The following is a 20397-nucleotide window of genomic DNA, read 5'->3' on the forward strand; positions in this document are numbered from 1 at the left end:
ACTTCTATCTCTTTGAGAATTGTGGTGCTCTTCTTGCGCCTTTTAATCCATATTTCTTTCTTTCTTTCATTCTCGGGTCTCTAGTCAAATAACCCGCTTTTTTAAGTGCCGGTCTTAATTCTTCATCAGCCTTAAGCAGCGCTCTTGCTATACCATGTCTGATTGCTCCGGCTTGACCGGTATATCCTCCACCTTTAACGTTTACCAAAACATCAAATCTATCTATCATTTCAGTAAGCACCAACGGTTGTTTTACTAGCACTTTTAAAGTATCATAATCAAAATAATCGTCTATATCTCTTCCATTAACAACTATTTTGCCTTGTCCTGGTACCAATCTAACCCTTGCAACTGATTTTTTTCTCCTGCCTGTACCATAATATTGTACTGTTGCCAACTCTATTCCTCCTTTCTCCTATAGTTGGACTATAACTCTATAACCTCTGGTTTTTGTGCTTGATGCTCATGTTCAGGCCCTCTATACACCTTTAGCTTTTTCAACATTTTTCTACCTAAACTATTGTGAGGTAACATTCCTTTTACTGCTCGCATTACAGCTTCTTCTGGTTTTTTATCTAAAAGCTCATCATAGCTTATTTCCTTCAAACCTCCTGGATACATGGAATGTCGCCTATATTTTTTCTGAGACAATTTCTTACCTGTCAAAACTACTTTATCAGCATTGACTACTATTACAAAATCCCCTGTATCAACATGAGGAGTATATACAGGCTTGTTTTTACCTTTAAGTATTTTGGCTATTTCACTGGCTAATCTACCTAATGTCTTACCTTCAGCATCCACCAGATACCATTTTCTCTCTACTTCTTCTGCTTTTGCCATGTATGTTTTCACCGTTTTCCCTCCAATCCATTCAACATATTAGTGTCATTTATTTATATGAAAATCCGGGGCTATTGATTCTGTAAACTACACTCTCGTTTATTTTAATACATGCTACCAGGTGTGTCAATAGTTAATAATATATTTTAACAAGACATAAACCATGTGGAGGCGCAGTTTTACCTGCTGTGTTTCTATCGCATGTATCCAGTATTGTTTTCATATAATCAGGCTGGTATAATCCCATCCCAAACTCCACGAGTGTACCTACTATTATCCTGACCATATTATATAAAAAACCGTCTGCAGTTATCCACACTTTTATAAGACTATCCTCGCAGTCAATAGATATATCATTTATAGTCCGCACCGATGTCTTTGTACTGCTGCCGGAAGACCTAAAAGAAGAAAAATCCTTAGTTCCGATCAAATGTGCTGCCGCTTGTTTCATCTTTCTTACATCTAATCTCTGCCTTATATGCCACATGTAATTCCTCCATAACACGTTGCCATATTCATCGTTGATTATCGTGTATAGATATGTCTTTGCTTTAGCAGAAAATCTAGCATGAAAATTTTCATCTACTTGTTCACATCGGATTATTCTTATATCTTCCGGTAGATAACTGTTCAAGGCTAGAGGCATTCTGTCTTCAGGAATAGAACTATCTGTTCTAAAATTGGCTACTTGAGCCAGTGCATGTACACCACTATCAGTACGTCCTGAACCTATTACTTTTATATTCTCGCCAGTAACTTCGCTTATACAATCCTCTAAAACTTGTTGTACAGCAAGGGCATTTTTCTGCCTTTGCCATCCTGAATACCTTGTCCCATCATATTGAATTGTAATTTTAAGGTTTCTCATACTACGCCCTTCCCTGATCTATATATAGCCTACATAGATAACTAAAATGAATATAACTGCAGTAAAACCTATTGCTTTATAATCCGTTGAGGTGGTCTTCAAAACCTTCATCCGGGTACGGTTCTGTCCTCCCCTATAACAACGTGCTTCCATTGCATCTGCAAGCTCATCAGCTCTTCTAAAAGCACTGATGAAAAGAGGGACCAGTAAGGGAATCAAGCTTTTGGCCCTTTTTATTATATTTCCAGTCTCAAAATCCGCTCCCCTAGCCATCTGGGCCTTCATTATCTTATCTGTCTCTTCTAGTAGAGTAGGAATAAACCTTAAAGCGATAGTCATCATCATTGCTAGTTCATGGGTAGGAAACTTGAATACCTTCAAAGGTGTCAGTAGATACTCTATTCCGTCAGTAAGGGATATGGGTGAAGTTGTCAGTGTTAGTAGTGTAGTGCCTATCACTAGAAAAATAAGTCTCAATCCCATAAATGCTGCTTGAATTACTCCCTGTTTATAAATCGTCAAACTTCCTATTGAAAAAAGTGCTTCGCTGCCTGGTGTAAAGAATATATTCAATAAAACCGTCAACACTATTATAAAGACAAGAGGCTTTAGTCCTTTAAGAGTATATGACAAAGGCACCTTGGAAATTTTAATAGCAAATAATATATATGCTAAAATAAATGCGTATGCAATAAATTTGTTCACAAGAAAAATCAATACTATAAATGCAAAAGTCAGCACTAACTTTACCCTAGGATCCATCCTATGTATGGGAGAATCCACAGGAAAATATTGTCCAACTGTTATGTCCTTAAGCATCTCTTCTGCTCCTCACTATCTTGAGTATTTCAGCTTTAGCCTGTTCTACAGTGTAAATATCATCACGTATGTCAATTCCCTTTTCTCTGATGATTGTCATAAGTTTGGTTATTTGAGGTATATCAAGGCCTATCGACTCAAGCAGTTGTGCTTGTTTAAAAACATTTCTCGGAGTATCGTAGCAAATGATGCTCCCTTTATTCATAACAATTATTCTATCCACCAGCATTGCAATATCTTCCATGCTATGTGATACCAATATTACAGTCTTTTCATATTTATTGTGAAGATATTTTATCTTACCTAATATTTCTCTTTTCCCGCGTGGATCCAATCCCGCAGTAGGTTCGTCCAGTATTAATATATCCGGATCCATAGCCAATACACCTGCAATAGCCACTCTTCTCTTTTGTCCTCCACTCAACTCAAATGGCGATTTATCCTTTATCTCTTGATAATCTAACCCTGTTAATTCTATAGCAGTTTTTACCCTTTGATGTATCTCTTCTTCCTTGAGCCCGAGATTGGAAGGACCAAAAGCCACGTCTTTAAATACTGTTTCCTCAAATAGCTGATATTCAGGGTATTGAAAAACAATCCCAACTTTCTGCCTTATCAGTTTTATATCTATATTTTTGTCATTCAAATTTATACCATTTACAATTATTTGGCCTCCAGTAGGCTTGAGCAGTCCGTTAAAATGCTGTATCAAGGTAGATTTACCTGAACCTGTATGCCCTATTAACCCTACAAACAATCCGTCTTCTATTTCTAAGTCTATATTTTTCAAAGCAGTATACTCAAAAGGCGTATCCTCTGAATATACATAGCTTACATTCTTCATAATAATCGACATATTTCTTCCACCATTTCTTCTACCGTTAGTATCCCTTCCCTAAAATCCAGTCCTTCTTTTTTGAGTTCATATCCCAGCTGGGTTACCTGTGGCACATCCAGGCCTACACTTTTCAGTTGTTCTACCCTTGAAAAAATCTGTTTAGGAGTCCCCTCCATTATATTTCTACCATCTTCCATCACAATCACTCTATCAGCGTTTACCGCCTCTTCCATGTAATGAGTTATATGAATTATAGTTATTCCATCTTTTTGGTTTAATTTTTTTATAGTTGTCATAACTTCTTTTCTTCCTTCAGGATCAAGCATAGCTGTCGCTTCATCTAAAATGATACATTCAGGTTTCATCGCTAAAATCCCCGCTATCGCTATTCTCTGTTTCTGTCCCCCTGATAACATATGGGGACTATATGTTTTAAACTTTTCCATATTAACCGCTTCAAGTGAACTATTAACCCTTTGTCTTATCTCTTCAGGGGGAATACCTAAATTCTCCGGTCCAAAAGCTACATCCTCTTCCACCAAGGTGGCAACCAATTGATTGTCCGGATTCTGAAATATCATTCCTGCTGACTGTCTTATATCCCATATGTTCTCCGATTGATCTGTGCGCATCCCCTTAACTACCACTGTTCCACTCGTTGGTTTAAGGAGAACATTAAAATGCTTAGCAAGTGTGGATTTGCCTGAACCGTTATGGCCCAGTATCACAACGAATTCTCCTTTTTCTACTTGGATATTTACATTGTCTAGAGCATTTTTCTGGTCGTTATCATATTTATAGACCACATCATTAGTAATAATAATTTTATCCACCCTTGGTCACTCACCATCATTTGTAAATTTGTTTTATGCAATATATTTAGTAGCGTCTACAGGTATCGCTCTCATAATACATCAAGCAGGGACCTGTATGTTATGTATACTGCTACTAAACTAATATATATATACCACAATGCTTTCAAACTGTAAAGTTAGAATAAAACATTTTGTCCCCGATACAGCTCTTGTTTCTACGATATTTATTCAAACATAATAACAAAAAAATAGGATTAAGCTAAGCATATGCCACTAACTTAATCCATTATTATTATACTAATTGGATGATTACTTTCTCTGCACCGTCTCCTCTTCTAGGTCCCATCTTCAATATCCTTGAATATCCTCCCTGTCTGTCCACATATTTGGGAGCAATTTCATTAAAAAGTTTTTCAACAACAGGATACTTTACATCTTTGGTTCTTTCTTTATATTCGGACTTTGTCTCATCCTTTTCTCTCTTTTCCGGTACATCATATAAATATGCCATGATCTGTCTTCTTGCTTTCAGCTTTGATGGGGCATCATTCTTAACCTCTACAGTAACTGTTTGGCCTTTCTCATTGTTGACCTTTTTTTCTACAGTTATTGTATTCTCGTATTCTTTTTTAGCTATAGTAATCAGCTTTTCAGCTATACTCCTAACCTCTTTTGCTCTAGCTTCAGTTGTTTCAACCTTTCCGTTAACAATTAACGAAGTAACTAAATTCCTCAATATTGCTTTTCTCTGATCGGAAGGTCTTCCCAGTTTTCTATATGGAGCCATTATATCCCTCCTCTGTCATTCTTCTGATTTTTTTAAACATAAATCAAGTTCAGCAAGTTTAGATTGTACTTCTTCTAGCGATTTTTTACCAAGATTTCTTACCTTCATCATGTCTTCTTCAGTCTTTTGAGTTAATTCCTCGACAGTATTAATACCTGCGCGTTTCAAACAATTGTAAGAGCGTACCGATAAGTCTAATTCTTCTATTGTCATTTCCAAAACTTTTTCTTTCTTATCTTCTTCTTTTTCCACCATTATTTCTACATCATTTACATGTTCAGTTAAAGAAATGAATAGATTCAAATGCTCATTTAATATCTTTGCTCCCAGACTGGTAGCTTCATCAGGCTTTATACTCCCATTTGTCCATACTTCTAATGTAAGCTTATCATAATCGGTTACTTGACCGACCCTCGTATTTTCAACATTAAAAGTAACTTTTCTTACAGGGGTAAATATCGAATCAACAGGAATTATGCCTATAGGCTGACCTGATGTTTTGTTTCTATCCGCTGTTACATAGCCTCTCCCTTTTTCAAGGGTTATCTCCATATATAATTTTCCGTCTTCATTTAACGTGGCGATATGCAAGTCTGGATTTAATATTTCAACATCGCTGTCCGCAATTATATCCGCTGCCTTAACATCTCCAGCACCTTGATAGTCAATAGTAACTACTTTCGGTTCGTCCACATACAATTTTGCAGATAAATTTTTTAAATTTAATATTATATCAACTACATCTTCAACAACGCCAGGTATTGTAGAAAATTCGTGAAGCACACCATCTATACGAATTGTTGTGACAGCTACACCAGGAAGAGAGGATAACAGTATTCTTCTTAAAGAATTCCCTAGTGTTATACCATATCCTCTCTCTAAAGGCTCTACAACAAATTTTCCGTAGGTGTTGTCCTCATTGGTTTCAATTATTTCTATCTTTGGTTTTTCTATCTCTATCATCTATTATAACCCTCCTTTAAATCTCTCTTCTAACAAGTATACTTTTCTGCGAGGGTAAAACTGATTCTATTAAATGTTATTTGGAATAAAGCTCAACAATTAACCTATCCTCTATGGGCAAGTCGATATCTTCTCTGGTTGGTAATGCAATTACCTGACCTTCCATTTTTTCTGTATCCACTTTCAGCCATTCGGGAACTGCACTTTTCTGTTCTATATTTTCTTTAAATAATGCAGAACTCTTGCTTCTTTCCTTAATAGATATAACATCGCCCACTTCTACCGAATAAGAAGGTATATTTACCTTTCTTCCATTTACATATATATGTCCGTGAAGAACAATCTGTCTTGCTTGAGATCTGGATCCTCCAAATCCCATTCTGAAAATAACATTATCCAATCTTCTTTCCAAAATCTGAAGCAAATTTTCTCCAGTAACACCTTTTGTTCTTTCAGCTATCCGGTAATACCTTCTAAATTGTTTTTCCATTATACCATATGTTCTTTTAGCCTTTTGTTTTTCTCTCAATTGATTTCCATACTCAGAGATTTTTTTTCGCCCCTGCCCATGTTGCCCAGGGTTAGTAGATCTCCTAGATATAGCACATTTATCTGTATAACATCTATCACCCTTTAGAAATAGCTTTGTACCTTCTCTACGACATAATCTGCATGATGGTCCTGTATATTTTGCCATTAGTTTTCACACCTCCTGAACACTGATATTTAAACTCTTCTTCTCTTAGGCGGTCTACAGCCATTATGCGGTATTGGTGTTACGTCTTTTATGAGACTTACTTCCAAACCCGCTGCCTGTAATGCTCTTATAGCTGCTTCTCTTCCACCACCAGGTCCTTTTACATATACTTTTACCGTCTTTAAACCATGCTCCATAGCACCCTTTGCTGCAGTTTCAGCGGCCATTTGAGCTGCAAAAGGAGTGCTTTTTCTGGAACCTCTAAATCCCAATCCACCTGCGCTAGCCCATGAAAGAGCGTTGCCTGCCTCATCGCTTATAGTAACAATGGTATTATTGAAGGTAGAACGGATATGTGCAGCCCCTCGTTCAATATTCTTCTTTTCTCTTCTTCTGGTTCTAACTTTTCTTGTATTCCTAGCCATCAAGCGTCCCTCCTTTATGCATTTTCCCTTTTGGCGCCAACAGTTTTTCTAGGGCCTTTTCTAGTCCTGGCATTCTGTTTAGTGCTCTGACCTCTTACAGGCAAACCTTTTCTATGCCTTATCCCTCTATAGGAGCCTATTTCAACAAGTCTCTTTACATTTAAAGAAACTTCTCTCCTCAAGTCACCTTCAACTTTATAGTTTTTATCTATATATTCCCTCAGTTTATTGATTTCGCTATCAGTTAAATCCTTTATGCGTGTATCCGGATTTACTCTAGTAGCGGCCAGTATTGCATTTGCTCTTCTTCTGCCGATGCCATATATATATGTCAATCCAATTTCCACCCTTTTTTCTCTGGGCAAATCGACTCCAGCAATTCTTGCCATTAAAAGCTACACCTCCTATTAGGTTTTGTTTTATTCATCACTATTAACTAATTATTTACATATTATATATATTTTAATCATCCTTGTTTCTGCTTATGCTTGGGATTTTCACAGATTACCATTACTTTACCTTTTCTTCTTATTATCTTACATTTTTCACATATTGGCTTTACTGACGGTTTTACCTTCATGCCATTACCTCCTTTTACTTACCTCGCCAAGTTATTCTTCCACGTGTTAAATCATATGGTGATAGTTCTACTGTCACTTTATCCCCAGGTAAAATTTTTATATAATGCATTCTGAGCTTACCCGATATATGAGCTAATATTTTATGACCATTATCAAGTTCTACATGAAACATAGCGTTGGGCAAGGCTTCTACAACTTTCCCTTCAACTTCAATTACATCCTTCTTGGACAAACACATCAGCCCTCCTTATCAGTACCTGATATCTCCTTAATTTTGCTTTGTATATAATAGTCGTTAATATCCCTATCAATAACCACATTCTTATTGCATATAACCAAGTGTTTTATTTTCTTCTTTTTGGGTTTTTTGATCTTCCTCAAATCCCCATCTACAATCTTTACATAATCCTGATCCACTATATCCCATATTAAAAAGTATCTGCCTTTATCCCTTCCAGCCTTCGATAACACCAATTGACCAATCTTTATTTTATCATTTTTCACTCTATATGATACCACCCTGTTATATTTTTGTCATTATCAATGGTTCACTTGAAGTGATGATAATAGTATTTTCATAATGTGCAGATAAACTGCCGTCCCTCGTTACTACAGTCCAATCGTCATCAAGCACATTAACATTATAATGGCCTACGTTAACCATAGGCTCTATTGCTAGTGCCATCCCAGGCCTTAACCTAGGACCTCTGTTAGGTTTCCCGAAATTGGGTATCTGTGGATCTTCGTGCATCTTTTGCCCTATACCATGACCTACATAATCCCTAACTACCGAGAATCCATTGCTTTCGACATATCTCTGAATAGAGTGGGAAATGTCGCTTAGCCTGTTGTCAGGTGCAGCATACTTTATTCCCTCATAAAACGACTGTTTGGTGACTTCTATCAATTTTAATGCTATTTTATCTACGTTCCCAACAGCATAAGTTCTTGCAGCATCTCCATAATAACCTTCTATGATAGCCCCGATATCTATGCTTATTATATCACCATCATTCAATATTCTTTGGCCAGGAATGCCATGTACAACCTGATCATTTACGGATGTGCATATAGCTGCAGGAAAACCACCATAACCTTTAAATGCCGGTATAGCACCACATTTCAATATATACTCTTCTGCAACTCTGTCCAATTCACCAGTAGTAATTCCTGGTCTTATTTTTTCCTTGAGTATTTCAAATGTTTCAGCAACCACTTTACCCGCTTTTCTCATCAACTCAATTTCATTGCTCGATTTAATTATAATCATTTGATTGTTTTCCCCCTAAAAATTGGACCAGTTCTTTAAACACAGAGTCTATTCCTGACTTACCATCAATATTTAATAATATTCCCTCATCTTGGTAATACTCAATAAGCGGCGCCGTCTGATTTGCATAGACTTGTAATCTTTTTTTAACTGTTTTAATATTATCGTCTTCTCTCTGATACAATCTGCTATTACAAATATCGCATACACCTGCTTTTAATGGGGGATTAAAATCTATATGGAATGCTGCGCCACACCTTGCACATACTCGTCTCCCAGTAATCCTCTCTACCAGCTCTTGTTCAGGCACCTCAATGTTTACTACATAATCAATTGTAGTGATCTTGGAAAGCGCATCTGCTTGCTTTACCGTTCTAGGAAATCCATCCAATATAAATCCTTGGCTGCAATCAGTTTGGTTCAGTCTTTCTTGGACTATGGCAACCACAATATCATCAGGAACTAGCAATCCTTTATTAATGTATTCCTTTGCCTTTGCTCCTAATCTTGTGTTTTGCCCCATTGCATCTCTAAAGATATCACCGGTAGATATGTGTTTAATTTTTAATTCTCTTTCAAGTTTTTTGGCTTGGGTACCTTTCCCGGCACCTGGCGGACCTAATAAAACCAGTTTCATAAAACCAACTCCAAATTTATTTCAAAAATCCCTTATAATGTCTCATAATCATCTGTGATTCTATCTGCTTCATTGTATCTAATGCAACACCTACCAATATCAATAATGCTGTCCCTCCAAAATGGAGCGGAAGTTTCAATACGTTAGATACAAATATGGGTAAAATAGCTATCAATGCCAAAAATATTGCTCCTGCCAATGTTATCCTGTTGGATATTCTAAACAAATATTGTGATGTTGGTTTCCCAGGTCTGATCCCTGGTATAAAACCGCCATACTGTTTCATATTTTTTGCAATCTCAATAGGATTAAACTGTATTTGAGTATAAAAATATGTGAAAAATATAATCAATAAAGCGTATATAACAGCATACCATGGACTTTGATAACCCAAATATTTATTAAACCACTCTGAAAACGCTGTTTCCCTCCAAAAATTAGCTATAGTTTGAGGAAGAGCCGTTATTGACATAGCAAAAATGATTGGTAATACTCCAGATTGGTTTACCTTTAATGGTATATGAGTACTCTGGCCGCCGTACATTTTCCTTCCCACTACCCTTTTTGCATATTGAACAGGTATCCTTCTCTGCCCCTCGCTTATATATATTACTAAGGCAATTATTACTACTGCCCCCACAATAAATAAAGCTATCTGCCACAGATTAAGTGTGCCTATTCTGATATACTCAACTAATCGTAAAGTGGAAACAGGTATTCTAGCTACAATACCGGTAAAAATCAATATTGAAATTCCATTTCCTATTCCCTTATCATTTATTTGCTCTCCTAACCACATCAAGAAAGCAGTACCTGCAGTTAAAGTAAGAGCTACTAGCAGATAATTTAAAACCGACTTTTCCAACATTCCACCTCTGAGGCTATAGGTTATTCCTATAGACTGGACAAAAGCTAATACAACTGTAAGGTATCTTGTATACTTTGCTAGCTTTTTCCTTCCTTCTTCCCCTTCTTTAGCCAACTGCTCCAGTTTAGGTATAGCTACCGTCAAAAGCTGCATGATGATTGATGCATTAATATACGGGGTAATACTCATTGCAAAAATAGTGAAGTTACTAAAAGCACCACCAGATACTATATCAAAAAAACCAAGTATTCCTCCGCCCTGTTCAATTATATTCCTTATAAAATTAGCATCAATTCCTGGAACAGGTATATACGAACCAATCCTGAATATTAACAACATCATAAGAGTAAATATAATTTTCTTCTTTAAATCAGGTATTTTTAAGGCATTTTTAACGGTAGATAACATTGTATTATATCACCTCTGCCTTTCCTCCAGCCGACTCTATCTTTTCTATGGCCGTCTTACTGAATTTATGAGCTGATACATTCAGTTTTTTGGTCAATTCACCTTCACCAAGTATCTTTACACCGTCATTTACTCTTTTTATTAAACCCTTCTGGAGCAACAACTCAGGGGTAATGGTTGTATTATCTTCAAATTTCTCAAGGTCTTTTATGTTTACTACAGAATACTTCTTTGAAAATATATTTACAAATCCTCGTTTAGGCAATCGTCTGGCTAATGGCATCTGACCACCTTCAAAACCTGGTCTTACGCCTCCGCCACTTCTTGAGTTCTGTCCATTCATACCTCTTCCTGCAGTGGTTCCATATCCTGAACCAGAACCTCTCCCGACTCTCTTGCGCTTCTTTTTGTCACTGCTCCCAAGTTCATGTAATTTCAATTGAAGCACCTCCTTCTCTAAACTTCTTTGAATTCCACGAGATGACTAACTTTTTCAATCATGCCTCTTATCTGTGGTGTATCTTCATGTTCAACTACCGATCCGATTTTTTTAAGTCCTAATGCTTCCACAGTTTTAATTTGTTTTTCTATACAACCTATTGTGCTACGTTTTAATGTGATTCTCAATTTTGCCACTATAAGTTCCCCCTATCCAATAATCTCTTCTACCGTTTTGCCTCTCATTTTAGCGACTTCTTCCACAGTTTTAAGCCTTGAGAGACCTTCAATAGCGGCACTTACCATATTAAACGGGTTGTTAGAACCAAGTGATTTAGTACCTACATCGCCTATTCCGGCAAGTTCGAGTACAGCCCTTACAGGTCCTCCGGCAATTACTCCCGTTCCTTCTTCCGCCGGTTTTAATAAAACTCTGCCACTACCGGATTCGCCTATTACCTCATGGGGTATTGTAGTATTTACTATAGGAACACTTATAAGATTTTTCTTAGCTTCCTCTACACCTTTTTTAATAGCATCCGGAATTTCGGCTGCTTTGCCCATTCCTGCACCGACGTGTCCTTTTTCGTCGCCTACCACGACAAGTGCACTAAATCTAAAGTTTCTTCCGCCTTTTACCACCTTTGCTACACGTCTTATATCCACAAGCTTCTCTTTTAATTCCAAAGCGCTAGATTTATTCTGCTCCATTAATTTACCTCCTCTTCTAAAAATCTAGACCTTTCTCTCTAGCTGCATCAGCTAATGCCTTTACTTTTCCATGATAAATATATCCGCCTCTATCGAATACTACTTTATTTATTCCCTTTTCTAAAGCTTTCTCAGCAATTCTACTTCCCACCATTTTGGCCGCCTCTATATTGCAGTTAGAATTTGCCTTCTGTTTGATTTCCGTTTCGAGGGTGGATGCAGATACTAAAGTCTCACCAGTTTCATCATTTATTATCTGTGCATACACATGATTTAGGCTCTTAAAGACATTAAATCTTGGTCTTTCAGAAGTCCCGCTTATTTTTTTCCTGTTTCTCGCATGTCTTATTTTTCTGTCCTTATTTCTGTGTATCTTCTTAATCAATCCAACTCACTCCTTTCTGCTACTTAGCTGCTTTACCTTCTTTTCTCCTTATTCTTTCTTCTTGATATTTAATTCCTTTACCTTTGTAAGGTTCAGGTGGTCTCACTCCTCTTATTGTAGCAGCAACCGCTCCGACTTTTTGCTTATCTATTCCTTTTACAATAATCTTATTGTTTTGTGGAACATCAAATTGAATTTCATCCGTTTCTTCAAACTCCACAGGATGTGAATAGCCAACGTTCAAAACCAATTTTTTGCCCTGTTTTTGTGCCCTATACCCGACACCATTTATTTCAAGAACTCGTTCGAAGCCGTTTGTGACGCCTAAAACCATATTGTTTATCAATGACCTTGTCAAACCGTGAATCGCCTTATGCATCTTGTCCTCGGCAGGTCTTTTTATAACTATTTGTTTGTCATCTATATCAATCTGCATATCTCTATGGAATTCCTGTCTTATTTCACCTTTAGGCCCCTTTATTGTGATGATATTTTTATCTATTGACGCTTGGACCTTATCAGGTAAATCAATAGGTAGATTCCCTATTCTTGACATAATTACACCTCCCAGTACAATCTGTTGCTGTATTTACTACCAGATATAGCAAAGAACTTCTCCACCCAAACCAAGCTTTCTTGCTTCTTTGTCGGTCATTATACCTTTGGATGTTGATATGATTGCTATACCCAAACCTCCTAAAACTTTAGGAAGCTCATCTTTTTTTACATATACCCTTAAACCAGGCTTGCTTATCCTTTTTAGTCCTGATATGATTTTTTGATTATCTCTTCCATACTTTAAAGTAATTTTTAGTATACCTTGTTTGTTATCATCTATATTTTCAAGGCCTTTGATATATCCTTCATCTAATAATATCTGACCTATAGTCCTCTTCTCATTGGAGGCCGGAATGTTTATAACTTCATGTTTCGCAACTATAGCATTTCTTATACGGGTTAGCATATCAGCAATTGGATCTATAACAGCCATATTTTTACCTCCTTCCATTATTTACATCTACCAACTGGATTTTCTTAGGCCAGGGATCTCTCCCTTATAAGCTAATTCTCTAAAACATATACGACAGATTCCAAATTTCCTTAAATAGGCGTGAGGCCTTCCGCAAATACGGCATCTGTTATACTCTCTTGTGCTATATTTCTGCTTTTTTCGCTGCTTTTCTATTAAAGCCTTTTTAGCCACATTTTTCCCTCCTCAATTATCTTTTTTTAAAGGGCATTCCCATCATTTCCAAAAGTTCCCTGGATTCTTCGTCTGTTTCTGCAGTAGTAACAAATACTATATCCATACCTCTTACCTTATCTATATCATCATAATTTATTTCTGGAAATATAAGCTGCTCTTTTATACCTAAAGAATAATTTCCTCTACCATCAAACGAATTTCTGGATACCCCTCTGAAATCCCTCACTCTTGGAAGTACGATATTTAATAGTTTATCCATAAATTCATACATTCTATCTTTCCTGAGGGTAACCTTAGTCCCTATTGGCATACCTTGTCTAATTTTAAAATTTGATACTGATTTCTTTGCCTTAGTAACTACGGGCTTCTGACCCGATATTATTGTAAGATCATTAACAGCAGAGTCTAGCAACTTCTTGTTCTCTTTTGCTTCTCCCACTCTCATGTTTATAACTATTTTTTCTACTTTGGGTACCTGCATAATATTTTTGTAATCAAATTTCTTCATCATTGCTGGTACAATTTCATTGAAGTATTTATCTTTCAATCTCGGCATATGCTTTATACCTCCTTCCCTCGCATCTAGTTATTAAAGGTCTCGCCACATTTTTTACATATCCTTACTTTTGTTCCGTCCTCCAATATACTATAAGCTCTTCTTGTTGGCTTTTTACAGTTTGAACAAACCAACATAGCCTTTGAGCTATATATGGGTGCCTCTTTGTGTATAATACCGCCTTCTTGCATTTTTGCACTGGGTTTTTGATGCTTGGATATCATATTCACACCTTCTACCAATATCTTGCCTTCTTTAGGCAATGCACGCAATACCTTGCCTGTCTTCCCCTTATCCTTACCCGATATTATCATCACTGTATCGCCTGTTTTTAAGTGCAACTTATTAGCCATAACTAATTGCCACCTCCCATCATAACACTTCAGGTGCTAAGGATATAATTTTCATATATTCCTTTTCTCTCAATTCTCTAGCAACCGGACCAAAAATTCTGGTTCCCTTGGGTTGTTTTTGGTTGTCTATAATAACCGCCGCATTATCATCAAACTTTATATATGAACCGTCTGTCCTTCGTACACCTTTTTTTGTCCTTACAATCACTGCTTTAATAACTTCACCTTTTTTAACAACACCACCTGGCGTTGCATGCTTGACGCTGGCAACTATCTGATCTCCTATGTTTGCATATTTCCTGCCTGATCCGCCAAGGACTTTTATACACAACAGTTCTTTGGCACCTGAATTATCAGCTACCTTTAGCCTGGATTCTACCTGTATCACATAAAACCCTCCTTTCAGCCAGTATATAAATCATTTCGCTTTTTCTATTATCTCGACTAGTCTCCATCTTTTATCCTTGCTCAATGGCCTTGTTTCCATAACTTTTACAATATCACCTTCACGGCATTGATTTTGTTCATCATGAGCCTTCAATTTTTTGGTGATCTTCAAAGTCTTTTTATATAATTTGTGCTTACCCCTTGTTTCAATGGCAACAACAATTGTTTTATCCATTTTATCACTTACTACTCTACCGATACGTACCTTTCTGCTTCCTCTCTCTTGCATAGACGGATTAACCCTCCTTCCTGGCAATATAGCTTATATTTCAGCGGCCTCTTTCAGTTCTCTCTCTCTCAATATAGTCTTTATTCTAGCAATATCTTTCTTTACTTCCTTTATCCTCATAGGGTTTTCCAGCTGGCCTGTAGCTAGTTGAAATCTCAGATTAAACAGTTCGCTCTTATAGTCATCTACTTTCTGCTGCAATTCTTGATTGCTCATCTCTCTCCATTTGCTAGCTTTCATTTTGTTCACCACCTGCTCCTTCTAATTCTCCTCGCTTAACGATTTTACATCTTAGCGGTAGCTTATGTGATGCAAGTCTTAATGCTTCCCGGGCCGAATCCTCAGATACCCCTGCAATTTCAAACATTATTCTACCGGGTTTTACAACTGCAACCCAGTATTCGGGAGTACCTTTACCTTTACCCATTCTTGTTTCAGCTGGTTTTTTAGTAACAGGCTTATGGGGAAATATCTTTATCCAGACTTTTCCACCCCTCTTTACATATCTAGTCATAGCAACCCTAGCAGCCTCGATTTGATTGCTGTTTATCCATGAAGGTTCAATTGCTTGAAGACCATATTCTCCATATGTTATCTGATTACCTTTTGTAGCAGAGCCTTTCATTCTCCCTCTCTGCACTTTTCTTCTCTTAACTCTCTTGGGCATTAACATTATTTGTTCCCTCCCTCCGCTTTTTTGTCTTTCTTAGCATTCGGAAGTACTTCTCCTTTATAAATCCATACTTTAACTCCAATCTTCCCATATGTTGTATTAGCTTCAGCAAATCCATAATCTATATCTGCCCTTAAAGTTTGTAGAGGTATAGTTCCTTCATTATAACCTTCTGTTCTAGCCATTTCTGCGCCACCTAATCTACCTGAGCACATTGTCTTTATTCCTTTTGCTCCTGCCCTCAATGCCCTTGACATAGATTGTTTCATCGCTCTTCTAAATGAAATTCTCTTTTCCAATTGTAAAGCAATATTTTCTGCTACAAGTTGTGCGTCTGTCTCGGGTGATTTAACCTCTACTATGTTTATTAAAATCTTCTTATCTGTAAGTTTATCGAGATCCTTCTTTATTTTCTCAATCCCGGATCCACCTTTACCTATAACTATTCCAGGCTTAGCAGTATATATATTAACTTTAACCCTATTAGCAGCTCTTTCTATCTCTATCTTGGATATACCTGCATGAAATAATTTTTCCTTTAAAGTCTTTCTTATTTTATTGTCTTCTAACAGATAATCAGCAAAATCCTTATCATCTGCATACCATTTAGCATCCCAATCTTTTATTATTCCCAGTCTTAAACCATGCGGATTAACTTTCTGACCCATTCATTTACCTCCTTACTACGATAATTCATCTAATATCACCGTTATATGACTTGTTCTTTTTCTTATCCTGGATGCTCTTCCCATCGCTCTTGGCCTAAATCTTTTCAATGTAGGTCCTTCATTAACAAATACTTCCGATATATATAAATTGCTGCCGTCCATTCCCTGATTGTTTTCAGCATTTGCAACAGCCGATTTGATTAACTTCTCCATCACACTGGATGCTGCTTTTGGAGTATTCCTCACGATTGCTAATGCATCATCTACTGTCTTGCCTCTCAATAAATCAACAACAATTTTCACTTTTCTAGGAGCTATCCTTACATATCTAGCAATGGCTCTAGGCCTTTTATCGTCAGTTTCCTTACGCATCTTTGCTTTTTCTCTCTGTCTGGTAGCCATTATGTTCCTCCTTCCTGCACCCTTATTTTAATGCGGTTGACTTTTCAATATGTGCCCCGTGTCCTCTAAATGTTCTTGTAGAAGCAAATTCTCCTAATTTATGCCCTACCATATCCTCAGTTATATAAACAGGAACGTGTTTTCTTCCGTCATATACTGCAATTGTATGCCCCACCATTTGTGGAAATATTGTCGATCTTCTCGACCAAGTCTTTATAACTTTCTTTTCTTTATTTTTGTTCATATCATTTATCTTTTTTAATAATTTTTCATCAGCATATGGTCCTTTTTTTAAAGATCTACCCATATATCATCAATGCCTCCTTCCTAGTTTTGATTGATTTGATACTAGCCTTATCTTCCTTTAATAATATACTTATTAGAGGCCTTGTTTTTCTTCCTAGTCTTATATCCAAGTGTTGGTTTGCCCCAAGGTGTAACTGGACTCGGTCTTCCAATAGGAGCCTTCCCTTCGCCACCACCATGTGGGTGATCTGCAGCGTTCATGACAACTCCACGTACCTTAGGTCTTCTGCCTAAATGCCTTATCTTACCTGCTTTGCCTATTGTGATGTTCTCATGATCAATATTTCCTACCTGTCCGACAGTTGCCTTACATTCTAGTCTAACCATTCTTACTTCACCGGAAGGCAATTTTATCTGTGCATAATTGTTTTCTTTAGCCACCAACTGTGCAGATCCACCTGCCGATCGAACAAGCTGTCCGCCTTTACCGGCCTTCATCTCTATGTTGTGAATTGTTGTGCCTACCGGTATGTTTTTTAACGGTAAAGAATTACCCGGCTTTATATCAACATTTTCTCCGGATTCTACTATATCGCCTACCTTGATATTGCTAGGCGCTATAATATATCTTTTTTCACCATCAACATAGTTTAATAATGCTATATTCGCTGACCTGTTAGGATCATATTCAATAGATGCTACCTTAGCCGGTATATTATCTTTGTCTCTTTTGAAATCGATGATCCTATATTTTCGTTTGTTTCCTCCACCTATATGCCTTACAGTTATCTTTCCGTTTACGTTCCTACCACCAGTTTTGTTTAAATTAACAACCAGACTTTTTTCGGGTTCCTTTTTTGTAATATCGCCAAAATTAGAAACCGTCATGAATCTTTTCCCGGGAGAGGTAGGTTTATATTTTCTGATACCCATATCCATTCCCTCCTAACGTACTGTTTTTACTGCATTCCTTCAAAGAATTCTATAGCTTTGCTATCTTCCGTTAACTTTACAATAGCTTTTTTATAATCAGGCCTTTTTCCCATGTGGATACCCAGCCTTTTAAATTTCCCTGTCATATTAATGGTGTTTATCTTTTCAACTTCCACATCAAATAATTGTTCAATAGCTTCCTTTATTTCGATCTTGTTGCACTTTTTATCAACTATAAAGGTATACTTTTTTTCATCCATTTGGTCATAGCTTTTCTCGGTCAATACCGGTCTTATAACGATATCATGAGGGCTTCGCATTACGCATACACCTCCTCTATTTTGTCAACGACCGACTTTGTAACCATAAATTTATCATAAGATAATATATCCAATACATTCAATGTGTTTACATAAGCAATCTTAACACCTTGAATGTTTCTGCTTGAAAGCATTACATTTGTTTGACTCTTATCTATAACCAACAAAACTTTTTTATCTATGTTAAAACTATCTAACACTTTCTTCATCTCTTTTGTCTTGGGTTGCTCAAAGTCAAGTTGATCTATAACTACAAAATTATTATTCATAACTTTTGAACTCAATGCGCTCTTTAATGCCTGCCTTTTCATTTTCTTGGGCATATCATAACTATAATCCCTTGGTTTAGGCCCAAAAGTTATTCCGCCTTTTACCCATATAGGAGAACGTATGCTTCCGTGTCTGGCCCTACCAGTACCTTTTTGTCTCCAAGGTTTAGCACCACCACCGCGCACTTCGCCTCTTGTCTTGGTAGAATGTGTGCCTTGTCTTTTATTTGCTAACTGCATCTTTACAACTTGATGCATCAATTTCTCATTTATTTCTGTGCCAAATATTGAATCGTTTAAATCGACTTCTCCTACTTTTTGGGCTGTCATATTATATAAATCGACTACTGGCATTATTGTTCCTCCTTTCCAAACAATTAAGACCTTTTAACTGATTCTTTTATTACAACTAAACTTCCTTTTGGTCCAGGAATTCCGCCTTTTACCAACAGTAAATTCTTGTCAGCATAAACTTTAGCGACCTCTAAATTCTGAACTGTTACCCTTTCATTTCCCATATGTCCGGATAATCTTTTGTTTTTAAATACTTTTGCAGGGGAAGAGCTTGCTCCCATCGAGCCAGGCCCTCTATGATATCTAGAACCATGAGTTGTAGGTCCTCTTCCCTGATTCCACCTCTTAATAACTCCAGTGAATCCTTTTCCCTTTGATATACCAGTTATATCAACTTTATCTCCTTCTTTGAAGATCTCAACCTTTATTTCATCGCCAACCTTATATTGATCGGAATCTTCAAACTTAAGTTCCATTAAATGTTTCTTGTATGGCAATTTTACTTTGTCGAACTGGCCTTTTATAGGTCTTGGAATATTATAACTTTCCTTGTCATCTTCATTTTTAGTTTTTAACTTTTTATCTTCAAAACCGACTTTTACTGCTTCATATCCATCCTTTTCTGTAGTCTTTGTTTGAAGGACTACACATGGACCTGCTTCTATAACAGTAACAGGTATAACATCGGCATTATCTGCAAAAATCTGAGTCATACCTATTTTTTTTCCTAAAATTCCTTTTTTCAATCTTGCCACCTCCCTGGCAGAGTACTTATTATTGATTTACAGTTTAATCTCTATATCTACACCTGCAGGTAAATCCAATCTCATAAGAGAATCTACCGTTTTGGGTGTAGGCATTAAGATATCTATCAGTCTTTTGTGTGTTCTCATTTCAAACTGCTCTCTAGCATCTTTATATTTGTGCGGTGCTCTTAATATTGTAACTACATTCTTTTCTGTTGGAAGGGGTATAGGCCCCGAAACATTTGCACCGGTCCTTTTTGCAGTCTCCACTATCTTTTCGGCAGATTGATCCAAAACATTATGGTCATAAGCCTTTAGCTTTATTCTTATCTTTTCCTTTGCCATTTTCTAACCTCCTTGAATCGCACGTTTTTTTACGTACGACTATGTTTCCTTGTACACTCTCCCTGGCGTTGCCACTTGTTGGGTACAAGTACTCCAGTCGCCCGATTTTATAAGCGGACATTCTCCATAAAAATTACCTGGCCTCCACCAGCAACCTTTTACTTCATCGCATGTCAATAATACAAAGCTAATAAACCTTATTTTCGGAAGGGGAAAACCCCATCCGAAATTATTCTATTATTTCAGTAACAACGCCTGCACCAACGGTTCTGCCGCCTTCTCTTATAGCAAATCTCAATCCTTTTTCTATAGCTATCGGGGTTATAAGTTCTATTGTCATGTTTACATTATCCCCG

The 20397-nt window shown here is 36.9% G+C and carries 39 protein-coding genes; all 39 read right to left on the minus strand.

Going from position 1 to position 20397, the window contains the following annotated elements; all coding sequences use genetic code 11:
* Window positions 1-4: 4 nt before the first annotated feature.
* On the minus strand, window positions 5-397 hold the full coding sequence (gene rpsI, locus PHP06_07180; GenBank protein ID MDD3840343.1) for a 30S ribosomal protein S9: 393 nt from the start codon (window positions 395-397) through the stop codon (window positions 5-7).
* 29 nt (window positions 398-426) lie between these two features.
* Window positions 427-855 (minus strand): 50S ribosomal protein L13, encoded by a 429-nt coding sequence (gene rplM, locus PHP06_07185; protein ID MDD3840344.1) that lies wholly within the window; start codon window positions 853-855, stop codon window positions 427-429.
* Window positions 856-976: 121 nt separating this feature from the next.
* Window positions 977-1711 carry a tRNA pseudouridine(38-40) synthase TruA gene (gene truA, locus PHP06_07190; GenBank protein ID MDD3840345.1) on the minus strand — a complete coding sequence of 245 codons (735 nt, stop codon included), beginning with the start codon at window positions 1709-1711 and terminating at the stop codon, window positions 977-979.
* Between the two features lie 18 nt (window positions 1712-1729).
* The gene (locus tag PHP06_07195; protein ID MDD3840346.1) at window positions 1730-2530 is read right to left on the minus strand and encodes an energy-coupling factor transporter transmembrane component T; all 801 of its coding nucleotides are present in this window, start codon (window positions 2528-2530) and stop codon (window positions 1730-1732) included.
* Window positions 2523-3386, minus strand: coding sequence for an energy-coupling factor transporter ATPase (locus PHP06_07200; protein MDD3840347.1), 864 nt, complete (start codon window positions 3384-3386; stop codon window positions 2523-2525). The genes PHP06_07195 and PHP06_07200 overlap by 8 nt, the downstream gene beginning before the upstream one ends.
* Window positions 3371-4201: an energy-coupling factor transporter ATPase gene (locus PHP06_07205; GenBank protein ID MDD3840348.1), complete on the minus strand. Its 831-nt coding sequence runs from the start codon at window positions 4199-4201 to the stop codon at window positions 3371-3373. Before PHP06_07205 ends, PHP06_07200 begins: the two co-directional genes overlap by 16 nt.
* A gap of 274 nt (window positions 4202-4475) precedes the next feature.
* Window positions 4476-4970: a 50S ribosomal protein L17 gene (rplQ, locus tag PHP06_07210; GenBank protein ID MDD3840349.1), complete on the minus strand. Its 495-nt coding sequence runs from the start codon at window positions 4968-4970 to the stop codon at window positions 4476-4478.
* Window positions 4971-4985: 15 nt separating this feature from the next.
* A complete protein-coding gene (locus tag PHP06_07215) occupies window positions 4986-5933 on the minus strand; it encodes a DNA-directed RNA polymerase subunit alpha (protein ID MDD3840350.1) in 948 nt (315 codons plus the stop codon).
* A gap of 76 nt (window positions 5934-6009) precedes the next feature.
* A complete protein-coding gene (gene rpsD, locus PHP06_07220) occupies window positions 6010-6630 on the minus strand; it encodes a 30S ribosomal protein S4 (protein ID MDD3840351.1) in 621 nt (206 codons plus the stop codon).
* 29 nt (window positions 6631-6659) lie between these two features.
* On the minus strand, window positions 6660-7055 hold the full coding sequence (rpsK, locus tag PHP06_07225; protein ID MDD3840352.1) for a 30S ribosomal protein S11: 396 nt from the start codon (window positions 7053-7055) through the stop codon (window positions 6660-6662).
* 14 nt (window positions 7056-7069) lie between these two features.
* Window positions 7070-7444, minus strand: coding sequence for a 30S ribosomal protein S13 (gene rpsM, locus PHP06_07230; protein ID MDD3840353.1), 375 nt, complete (start codon window positions 7442-7444; stop codon window positions 7070-7072).
* Window positions 7445-7521: 77 nt separating this feature from the next.
* A complete protein-coding gene (rpmJ, locus tag PHP06_07235) occupies window positions 7522-7635 on the minus strand; it encodes a 50S ribosomal protein L36 (protein MDD3840354.1) in 114 nt (37 codons plus the stop codon).
* A gap of 14 nt (window positions 7636-7649) precedes the next feature.
* Window positions 7650-7868 (minus strand): translation initiation factor IF-1, encoded by a 219-nt coding sequence (gene infA / locus PHP06_07240; GenBank protein MDD3840355.1) that lies wholly within the window; start codon window positions 7866-7868, stop codon window positions 7650-7652.
* 5 nt (window positions 7869-7873) lie between these two features.
* Entirely contained in the window at window positions 7874-8140 is a 267-nt protein-coding gene (locus tag PHP06_07245; GenBank protein MDD3840356.1) for a hypothetical protein, read from the minus strand.
* Between the two features lie 19 nt (window positions 8141-8159).
* Window positions 8160-8906: a type I methionyl aminopeptidase gene (map, locus tag PHP06_07250; GenBank protein ID MDD3840357.1), complete on the minus strand. Its 747-nt coding sequence runs from the start codon at window positions 8904-8906 to the stop codon at window positions 8160-8162.
* Window positions 8893-9543, minus strand: a complete 651-nt coding sequence (locus PHP06_07255) for an adenylate kinase (protein MDD3840358.1) — start codon at window positions 9541-9543, stop codon at window positions 8893-8895. The genes map and PHP06_07255 overlap by 14 nt, the downstream gene beginning before the upstream one ends.
* A 16-nt stretch (window positions 9544-9559) precedes the next feature.
* Window positions 9560-10819 carry a preprotein translocase subunit SecY gene (secY, locus tag PHP06_07260; GenBank protein ID MDD3840359.1) on the minus strand — a complete coding sequence of 420 codons (1260 nt, stop codon included), beginning with the start codon at window positions 10817-10819 and terminating at the stop codon, window positions 9560-9562.
* A gap of 4 nt (window positions 10820-10823) precedes the next feature.
* On the minus strand, window positions 10824-11258 hold the full coding sequence (rplO, locus tag PHP06_07265) for a 50S ribosomal protein L15 (GenBank protein MDD3840360.1): 435 nt from the start codon (window positions 11256-11258) through the stop codon (window positions 10824-10826).
* A 17-nt stretch (window positions 11259-11275) separates the two neighbouring features.
* On the minus strand, window positions 11276-11455 hold the full coding sequence (rpmD, locus tag PHP06_07270) for a 50S ribosomal protein L30 (GenBank protein MDD3840361.1): 180 nt from the start codon (window positions 11453-11455) through the stop codon (window positions 11276-11278).
* Window positions 11456-11467: 12 nt separating this feature from the next.
* Window positions 11468-11968, minus strand: a complete 501-nt coding sequence (gene rpsE, locus PHP06_07275) for a 30S ribosomal protein S5 (GenBank protein ID MDD3840362.1) — start codon at window positions 11966-11968, stop codon at window positions 11468-11470.
* A 16-nt stretch (window positions 11969-11984) separates the two neighbouring features.
* The gene (gene rplR, locus PHP06_07280) at window positions 11985-12353 is read right to left on the minus strand and encodes a 50S ribosomal protein L18 (GenBank protein MDD3840363.1); all 369 of its coding nucleotides are present in this window, start codon (window positions 12351-12353) and stop codon (window positions 11985-11987) included.
* A 19-nt stretch (window positions 12354-12372) separates the two neighbouring features.
* Window positions 12373-12909, minus strand: coding sequence for a 50S ribosomal protein L6 (rplF, locus tag PHP06_07285; protein ID MDD3840364.1), 537 nt, complete (start codon window positions 12907-12909; stop codon window positions 12373-12375).
* A gap of 36 nt (window positions 12910-12945) precedes the next feature.
* Window positions 12946-13344 (minus strand): 30S ribosomal protein S8, encoded by a 399-nt coding sequence (rpsH, locus tag PHP06_07290; protein ID MDD3840365.1) that lies wholly within the window; start codon window positions 13342-13344, stop codon window positions 12946-12948.
* 27 nt (window positions 13345-13371) lie between these two features.
* The gene (locus PHP06_07295; GenBank protein ID MDD3840366.1) at window positions 13372-13557 is read right to left on the minus strand and encodes a type Z 30S ribosomal protein S14; all 186 of its coding nucleotides are present in this window, start codon (window positions 13555-13557) and stop codon (window positions 13372-13374) included.
* Between the two features lie 16 nt (window positions 13558-13573).
* Window positions 13574-14116, minus strand: coding sequence for a 50S ribosomal protein L5 (gene rplE, locus PHP06_07300; protein MDD3840367.1), 543 nt, complete (start codon window positions 14114-14116; stop codon window positions 13574-13576).
* 26 nt (window positions 14117-14142) lie between these two features.
* Window positions 14143-14469 (minus strand): 50S ribosomal protein L24, encoded by a 327-nt coding sequence (gene rplX, locus PHP06_07305; protein ID MDD3840368.1) that lies wholly within the window; start codon window positions 14467-14469, stop codon window positions 14143-14145.
* Window positions 14470-14488: 19 nt separating this feature from the next.
* The gene (gene rplN / locus PHP06_07310) at window positions 14489-14857 is read right to left on the minus strand and encodes a 50S ribosomal protein L14 (GenBank protein ID MDD3840369.1); all 369 of its coding nucleotides are present in this window, start codon (window positions 14855-14857) and stop codon (window positions 14489-14491) included.
* A gap of 30 nt (window positions 14858-14887) precedes the next feature.
* Window positions 14888-15145, minus strand: a complete 258-nt coding sequence (rpsQ, locus tag PHP06_07315; protein ID MDD3840370.1) for a 30S ribosomal protein S17 — start codon at window positions 15143-15145, stop codon at window positions 14888-14890.
* 33 nt (window positions 15146-15178) lie between these two features.
* Entirely contained in the window at window positions 15179-15385 is a 207-nt protein-coding gene (rpmC, locus tag PHP06_07320; GenBank protein ID MDD3840371.1) for a 50S ribosomal protein L29, read from the minus strand.
* Window positions 15375-15818 (minus strand): 50S ribosomal protein L16, encoded by a 444-nt coding sequence (rplP, locus tag PHP06_07325; GenBank protein MDD3840372.1) that lies wholly within the window; start codon window positions 15816-15818, stop codon window positions 15375-15377. The genes rpmC and rplP overlap by 11 nt, the downstream gene beginning before the upstream one ends.
* Window positions 15818-16486 (minus strand): 30S ribosomal protein S3, encoded by a 669-nt coding sequence (gene rpsC, locus PHP06_07330; GenBank protein ID MDD3840373.1) that lies wholly within the window; start codon window positions 16484-16486, stop codon window positions 15818-15820. The genes rplP and rpsC overlap by 1 nt, the downstream gene beginning before the upstream one ends.
* Before the next feature lie 15 nt (window positions 16487-16501).
* Complete coding sequence (gene rplV, locus PHP06_07335) at window positions 16502-16888, minus strand: 50S ribosomal protein L22 (GenBank protein MDD3840374.1); 387 nt, start codon at window positions 16886-16888, stop codon at window positions 16502-16504.
* 22 nt (window positions 16889-16910) lie between these two features.
* Window positions 16911-17195, minus strand: a complete 285-nt coding sequence (rpsS, locus tag PHP06_07340) for a 30S ribosomal protein S19 (protein MDD3840375.1) — start codon at window positions 17193-17195, stop codon at window positions 16911-16913.
* A gap of 47 nt (window positions 17196-17242) precedes the next feature.
* Window positions 17243-18067 carry a 50S ribosomal protein L2 gene (gene rplB / locus PHP06_07345; GenBank protein MDD3840376.1) on the minus strand — a complete coding sequence of 275 codons (825 nt, stop codon included), beginning with the start codon at window positions 18065-18067 and terminating at the stop codon, window positions 17243-17245.
* A 26-nt stretch (window positions 18068-18093) separates the two neighbouring features.
* The gene (rplW, locus tag PHP06_07350) at window positions 18094-18387 is read right to left on the minus strand and encodes a 50S ribosomal protein L23 (protein MDD3840377.1); all 294 of its coding nucleotides are present in this window, start codon (window positions 18385-18387) and stop codon (window positions 18094-18096) included.
* Window positions 18387-19010, minus strand: coding sequence for a 50S ribosomal protein L4 (gene rplD, locus PHP06_07355; GenBank protein ID MDD3840378.1), 624 nt, complete (start codon window positions 19008-19010; stop codon window positions 18387-18389). The genes rplW and rplD overlap by 1 nt, the downstream gene beginning before the upstream one ends.
* A gap of 23 nt (window positions 19011-19033) precedes the next feature.
* A complete protein-coding gene (gene rplC / locus PHP06_07360; GenBank protein MDD3840379.1) occupies window positions 19034-19696 on the minus strand; it encodes a 50S ribosomal protein L3 in 663 nt (220 codons plus the stop codon).
* Window positions 19697-19732: 36 nt separating this feature from the next.
* Window positions 19733-20041 (minus strand): 30S ribosomal protein S10, encoded by a 309-nt coding sequence (rpsJ, locus tag PHP06_07365; GenBank protein MDD3840380.1) that lies wholly within the window; start codon window positions 20039-20041, stop codon window positions 19733-19735.
* 229 nt (window positions 20042-20270) lie between these two features.
* Window positions 20271-20397 (minus strand): elongation factor Tu (gene tuf, locus PHP06_07370; protein MDD3840381.1); only part of this gene is annotated, 127 nt, incomplete at its 5' end.

Source organism: Clostridia bacterium (assembly GCA_028698525.1).
GTDB lineage: Bacteria > Bacillota > Clostridia > JAQVDB01 > JAQVDB01 > JAQVDB01.

Coding starts and splice junctions, on each gene's coding strand:
- truA (MDD3840345.1), bottom strand. CDS start 1,711: ATGAGAAACCTTAAAATTACAATTCAATATGATGGGACAAGGTATTCA.
- PHP06_07195 (MDD3840346.1), bottom strand. CDS start 2,530: ATGCTTAAGGACATAACAGTTGGACAATATTTTCCTGTGGATTCTCCC.
- PHP06_07200 (MDD3840347.1), bottom strand. CDS start 3,386: ATGTCGATTATTATGAAGAATGTAAGCTATGTATATTCAGAGGATACG.
- rplQ (MDD3840349.1), bottom strand. CDS start 4,970: ATGGCTCCATATAGAAAACTGGGAAGACCTTCCGATCAGAGAAAAGCA.
- PHP06_07215 (MDD3840350.1), bottom strand. CDS start 5,933: ATGATAGAGATAGAAAAACCAAAGATAGAAATAATTGAAACCAATGAG.
- rpsD (MDD3840351.1), bottom strand. CDS start 6,630: ATGGCAAAATATACAGGACCATCATGCAGATTATGTCGTAGAGAAGGT.
- rpsK (MDD3840352.1), bottom strand. CDS start 7,055: ATGGCTAGGAATACAAGAAAAGTTAGAACCAGAAGAAGAGAAAAGAAG.
- rpsM (MDD3840353.1), bottom strand. CDS start 7,444: ATGGCAAGAATTGCTGGAGTCGATTTGCCCAGAGAAAAAAGGGTGGAA.
- rpmJ (MDD3840354.1), bottom strand. CDS start 7,635: ATGAAGGTAAAACCGTCAGTAAAGCCAATATGTGAAAAATGTAAGATA.
- map (MDD3840357.1), bottom strand. CDS start 8,906: ATGATTATAATTAAATCGAGCAATGAAATTGAGTTGATGAGAAAAGCG.
- PHP06_07255 (MDD3840358.1), bottom strand. CDS start 9,543: ATGAAACTGGTTTTATTAGGTCCGCCAGGTGCCGGGAAAGGTACCCAA.
- secY (MDD3840359.1), bottom strand. CDS start 10,819: ATGTTATCTACCGTTAAAAATGCCTTAAAAATACCTGATTTAAAGAAG.
- rpsE (MDD3840362.1), bottom strand. CDS start 11,968: ATGGAGCAGAATAAATCTAGCGCTTTGGAATTAAAAGAGAAGCTTGTG.
- rplF (MDD3840364.1), bottom strand. CDS start 12,909: ATGTCAAGAATAGGGAATCTACCTATTGATTTACCTGATAAGGTCCAA.
- rpsH (MDD3840365.1), bottom strand. CDS start 13,344: ATGGCTGTTATAGATCCAATTGCTGATATGCTAACCCGTATAAGAAAT.
- rplE (MDD3840367.1), bottom strand. CDS start 14,116: ATGCCGAGATTGAAAGATAAATACTTCAATGAAATTGTACCAGCAATG.
- rplX (MDD3840368.1), bottom strand. CDS start 14,469: ATGGCTAATAAGTTGCACTTAAAAACAGGCGATACAGTGATGATAATA.
- rpsQ (MDD3840370.1), bottom strand. CDS start 15,145: ATGCAAGAGAGAGGAAGCAGAAAGGTACGTATCGGTAGAGTAGTAAGT.
- rpmC (MDD3840371.1), bottom strand. CDS start 15,385: ATGAAAGCTAGCAAATGGAGAGAGATGAGCAATCAAGAATTGCAGCAG.
- rplP (MDD3840372.1), bottom strand. CDS start 15,818: ATGTTAATGCCCAAGAGAGTTAAGAGAAGAAAAGTGCAGAGAGGGAGA.
- rpsC (MDD3840373.1), bottom strand. CDS start 16,486: ATGGGTCAGAAAGTTAATCCGCATGGTTTAAGACTGGGAATAATAAAA.
- rplV (MDD3840374.1), bottom strand. CDS start 16,888: ATGGCTACCAGACAGAGAGAAAAAGCAAAGATGCGTAAGGAAACTGAC.
- rpsS (MDD3840375.1), bottom strand. CDS start 17,195: ATGGGTAGATCTTTAAAAAAAGGACCATATGCTGATGAAAAATTATTA.
- rplB (MDD3840376.1), bottom strand. CDS start 18,067: ATGGGTATCAGAAAATATAAACCTACCTCTCCCGGGAAAAGATTCATG.
- rplW (MDD3840377.1), bottom strand. CDS start 18,387: ATGCGAAGCCCTCATGATATCGTTATAAGACCGGTATTGACCGAGAAA.
- rplD (MDD3840378.1), bottom strand. CDS start 19,010: ATGCCAGTAGTCGATTTATATAATATGACAGCCCAAAAAGTAGGAGAA.
- rpsJ (MDD3840380.1), bottom strand. CDS start 20,041: ATGGCAAAGGAAAAGATAAGAATAAAGCTAAAGGCTTATGACCATAAT.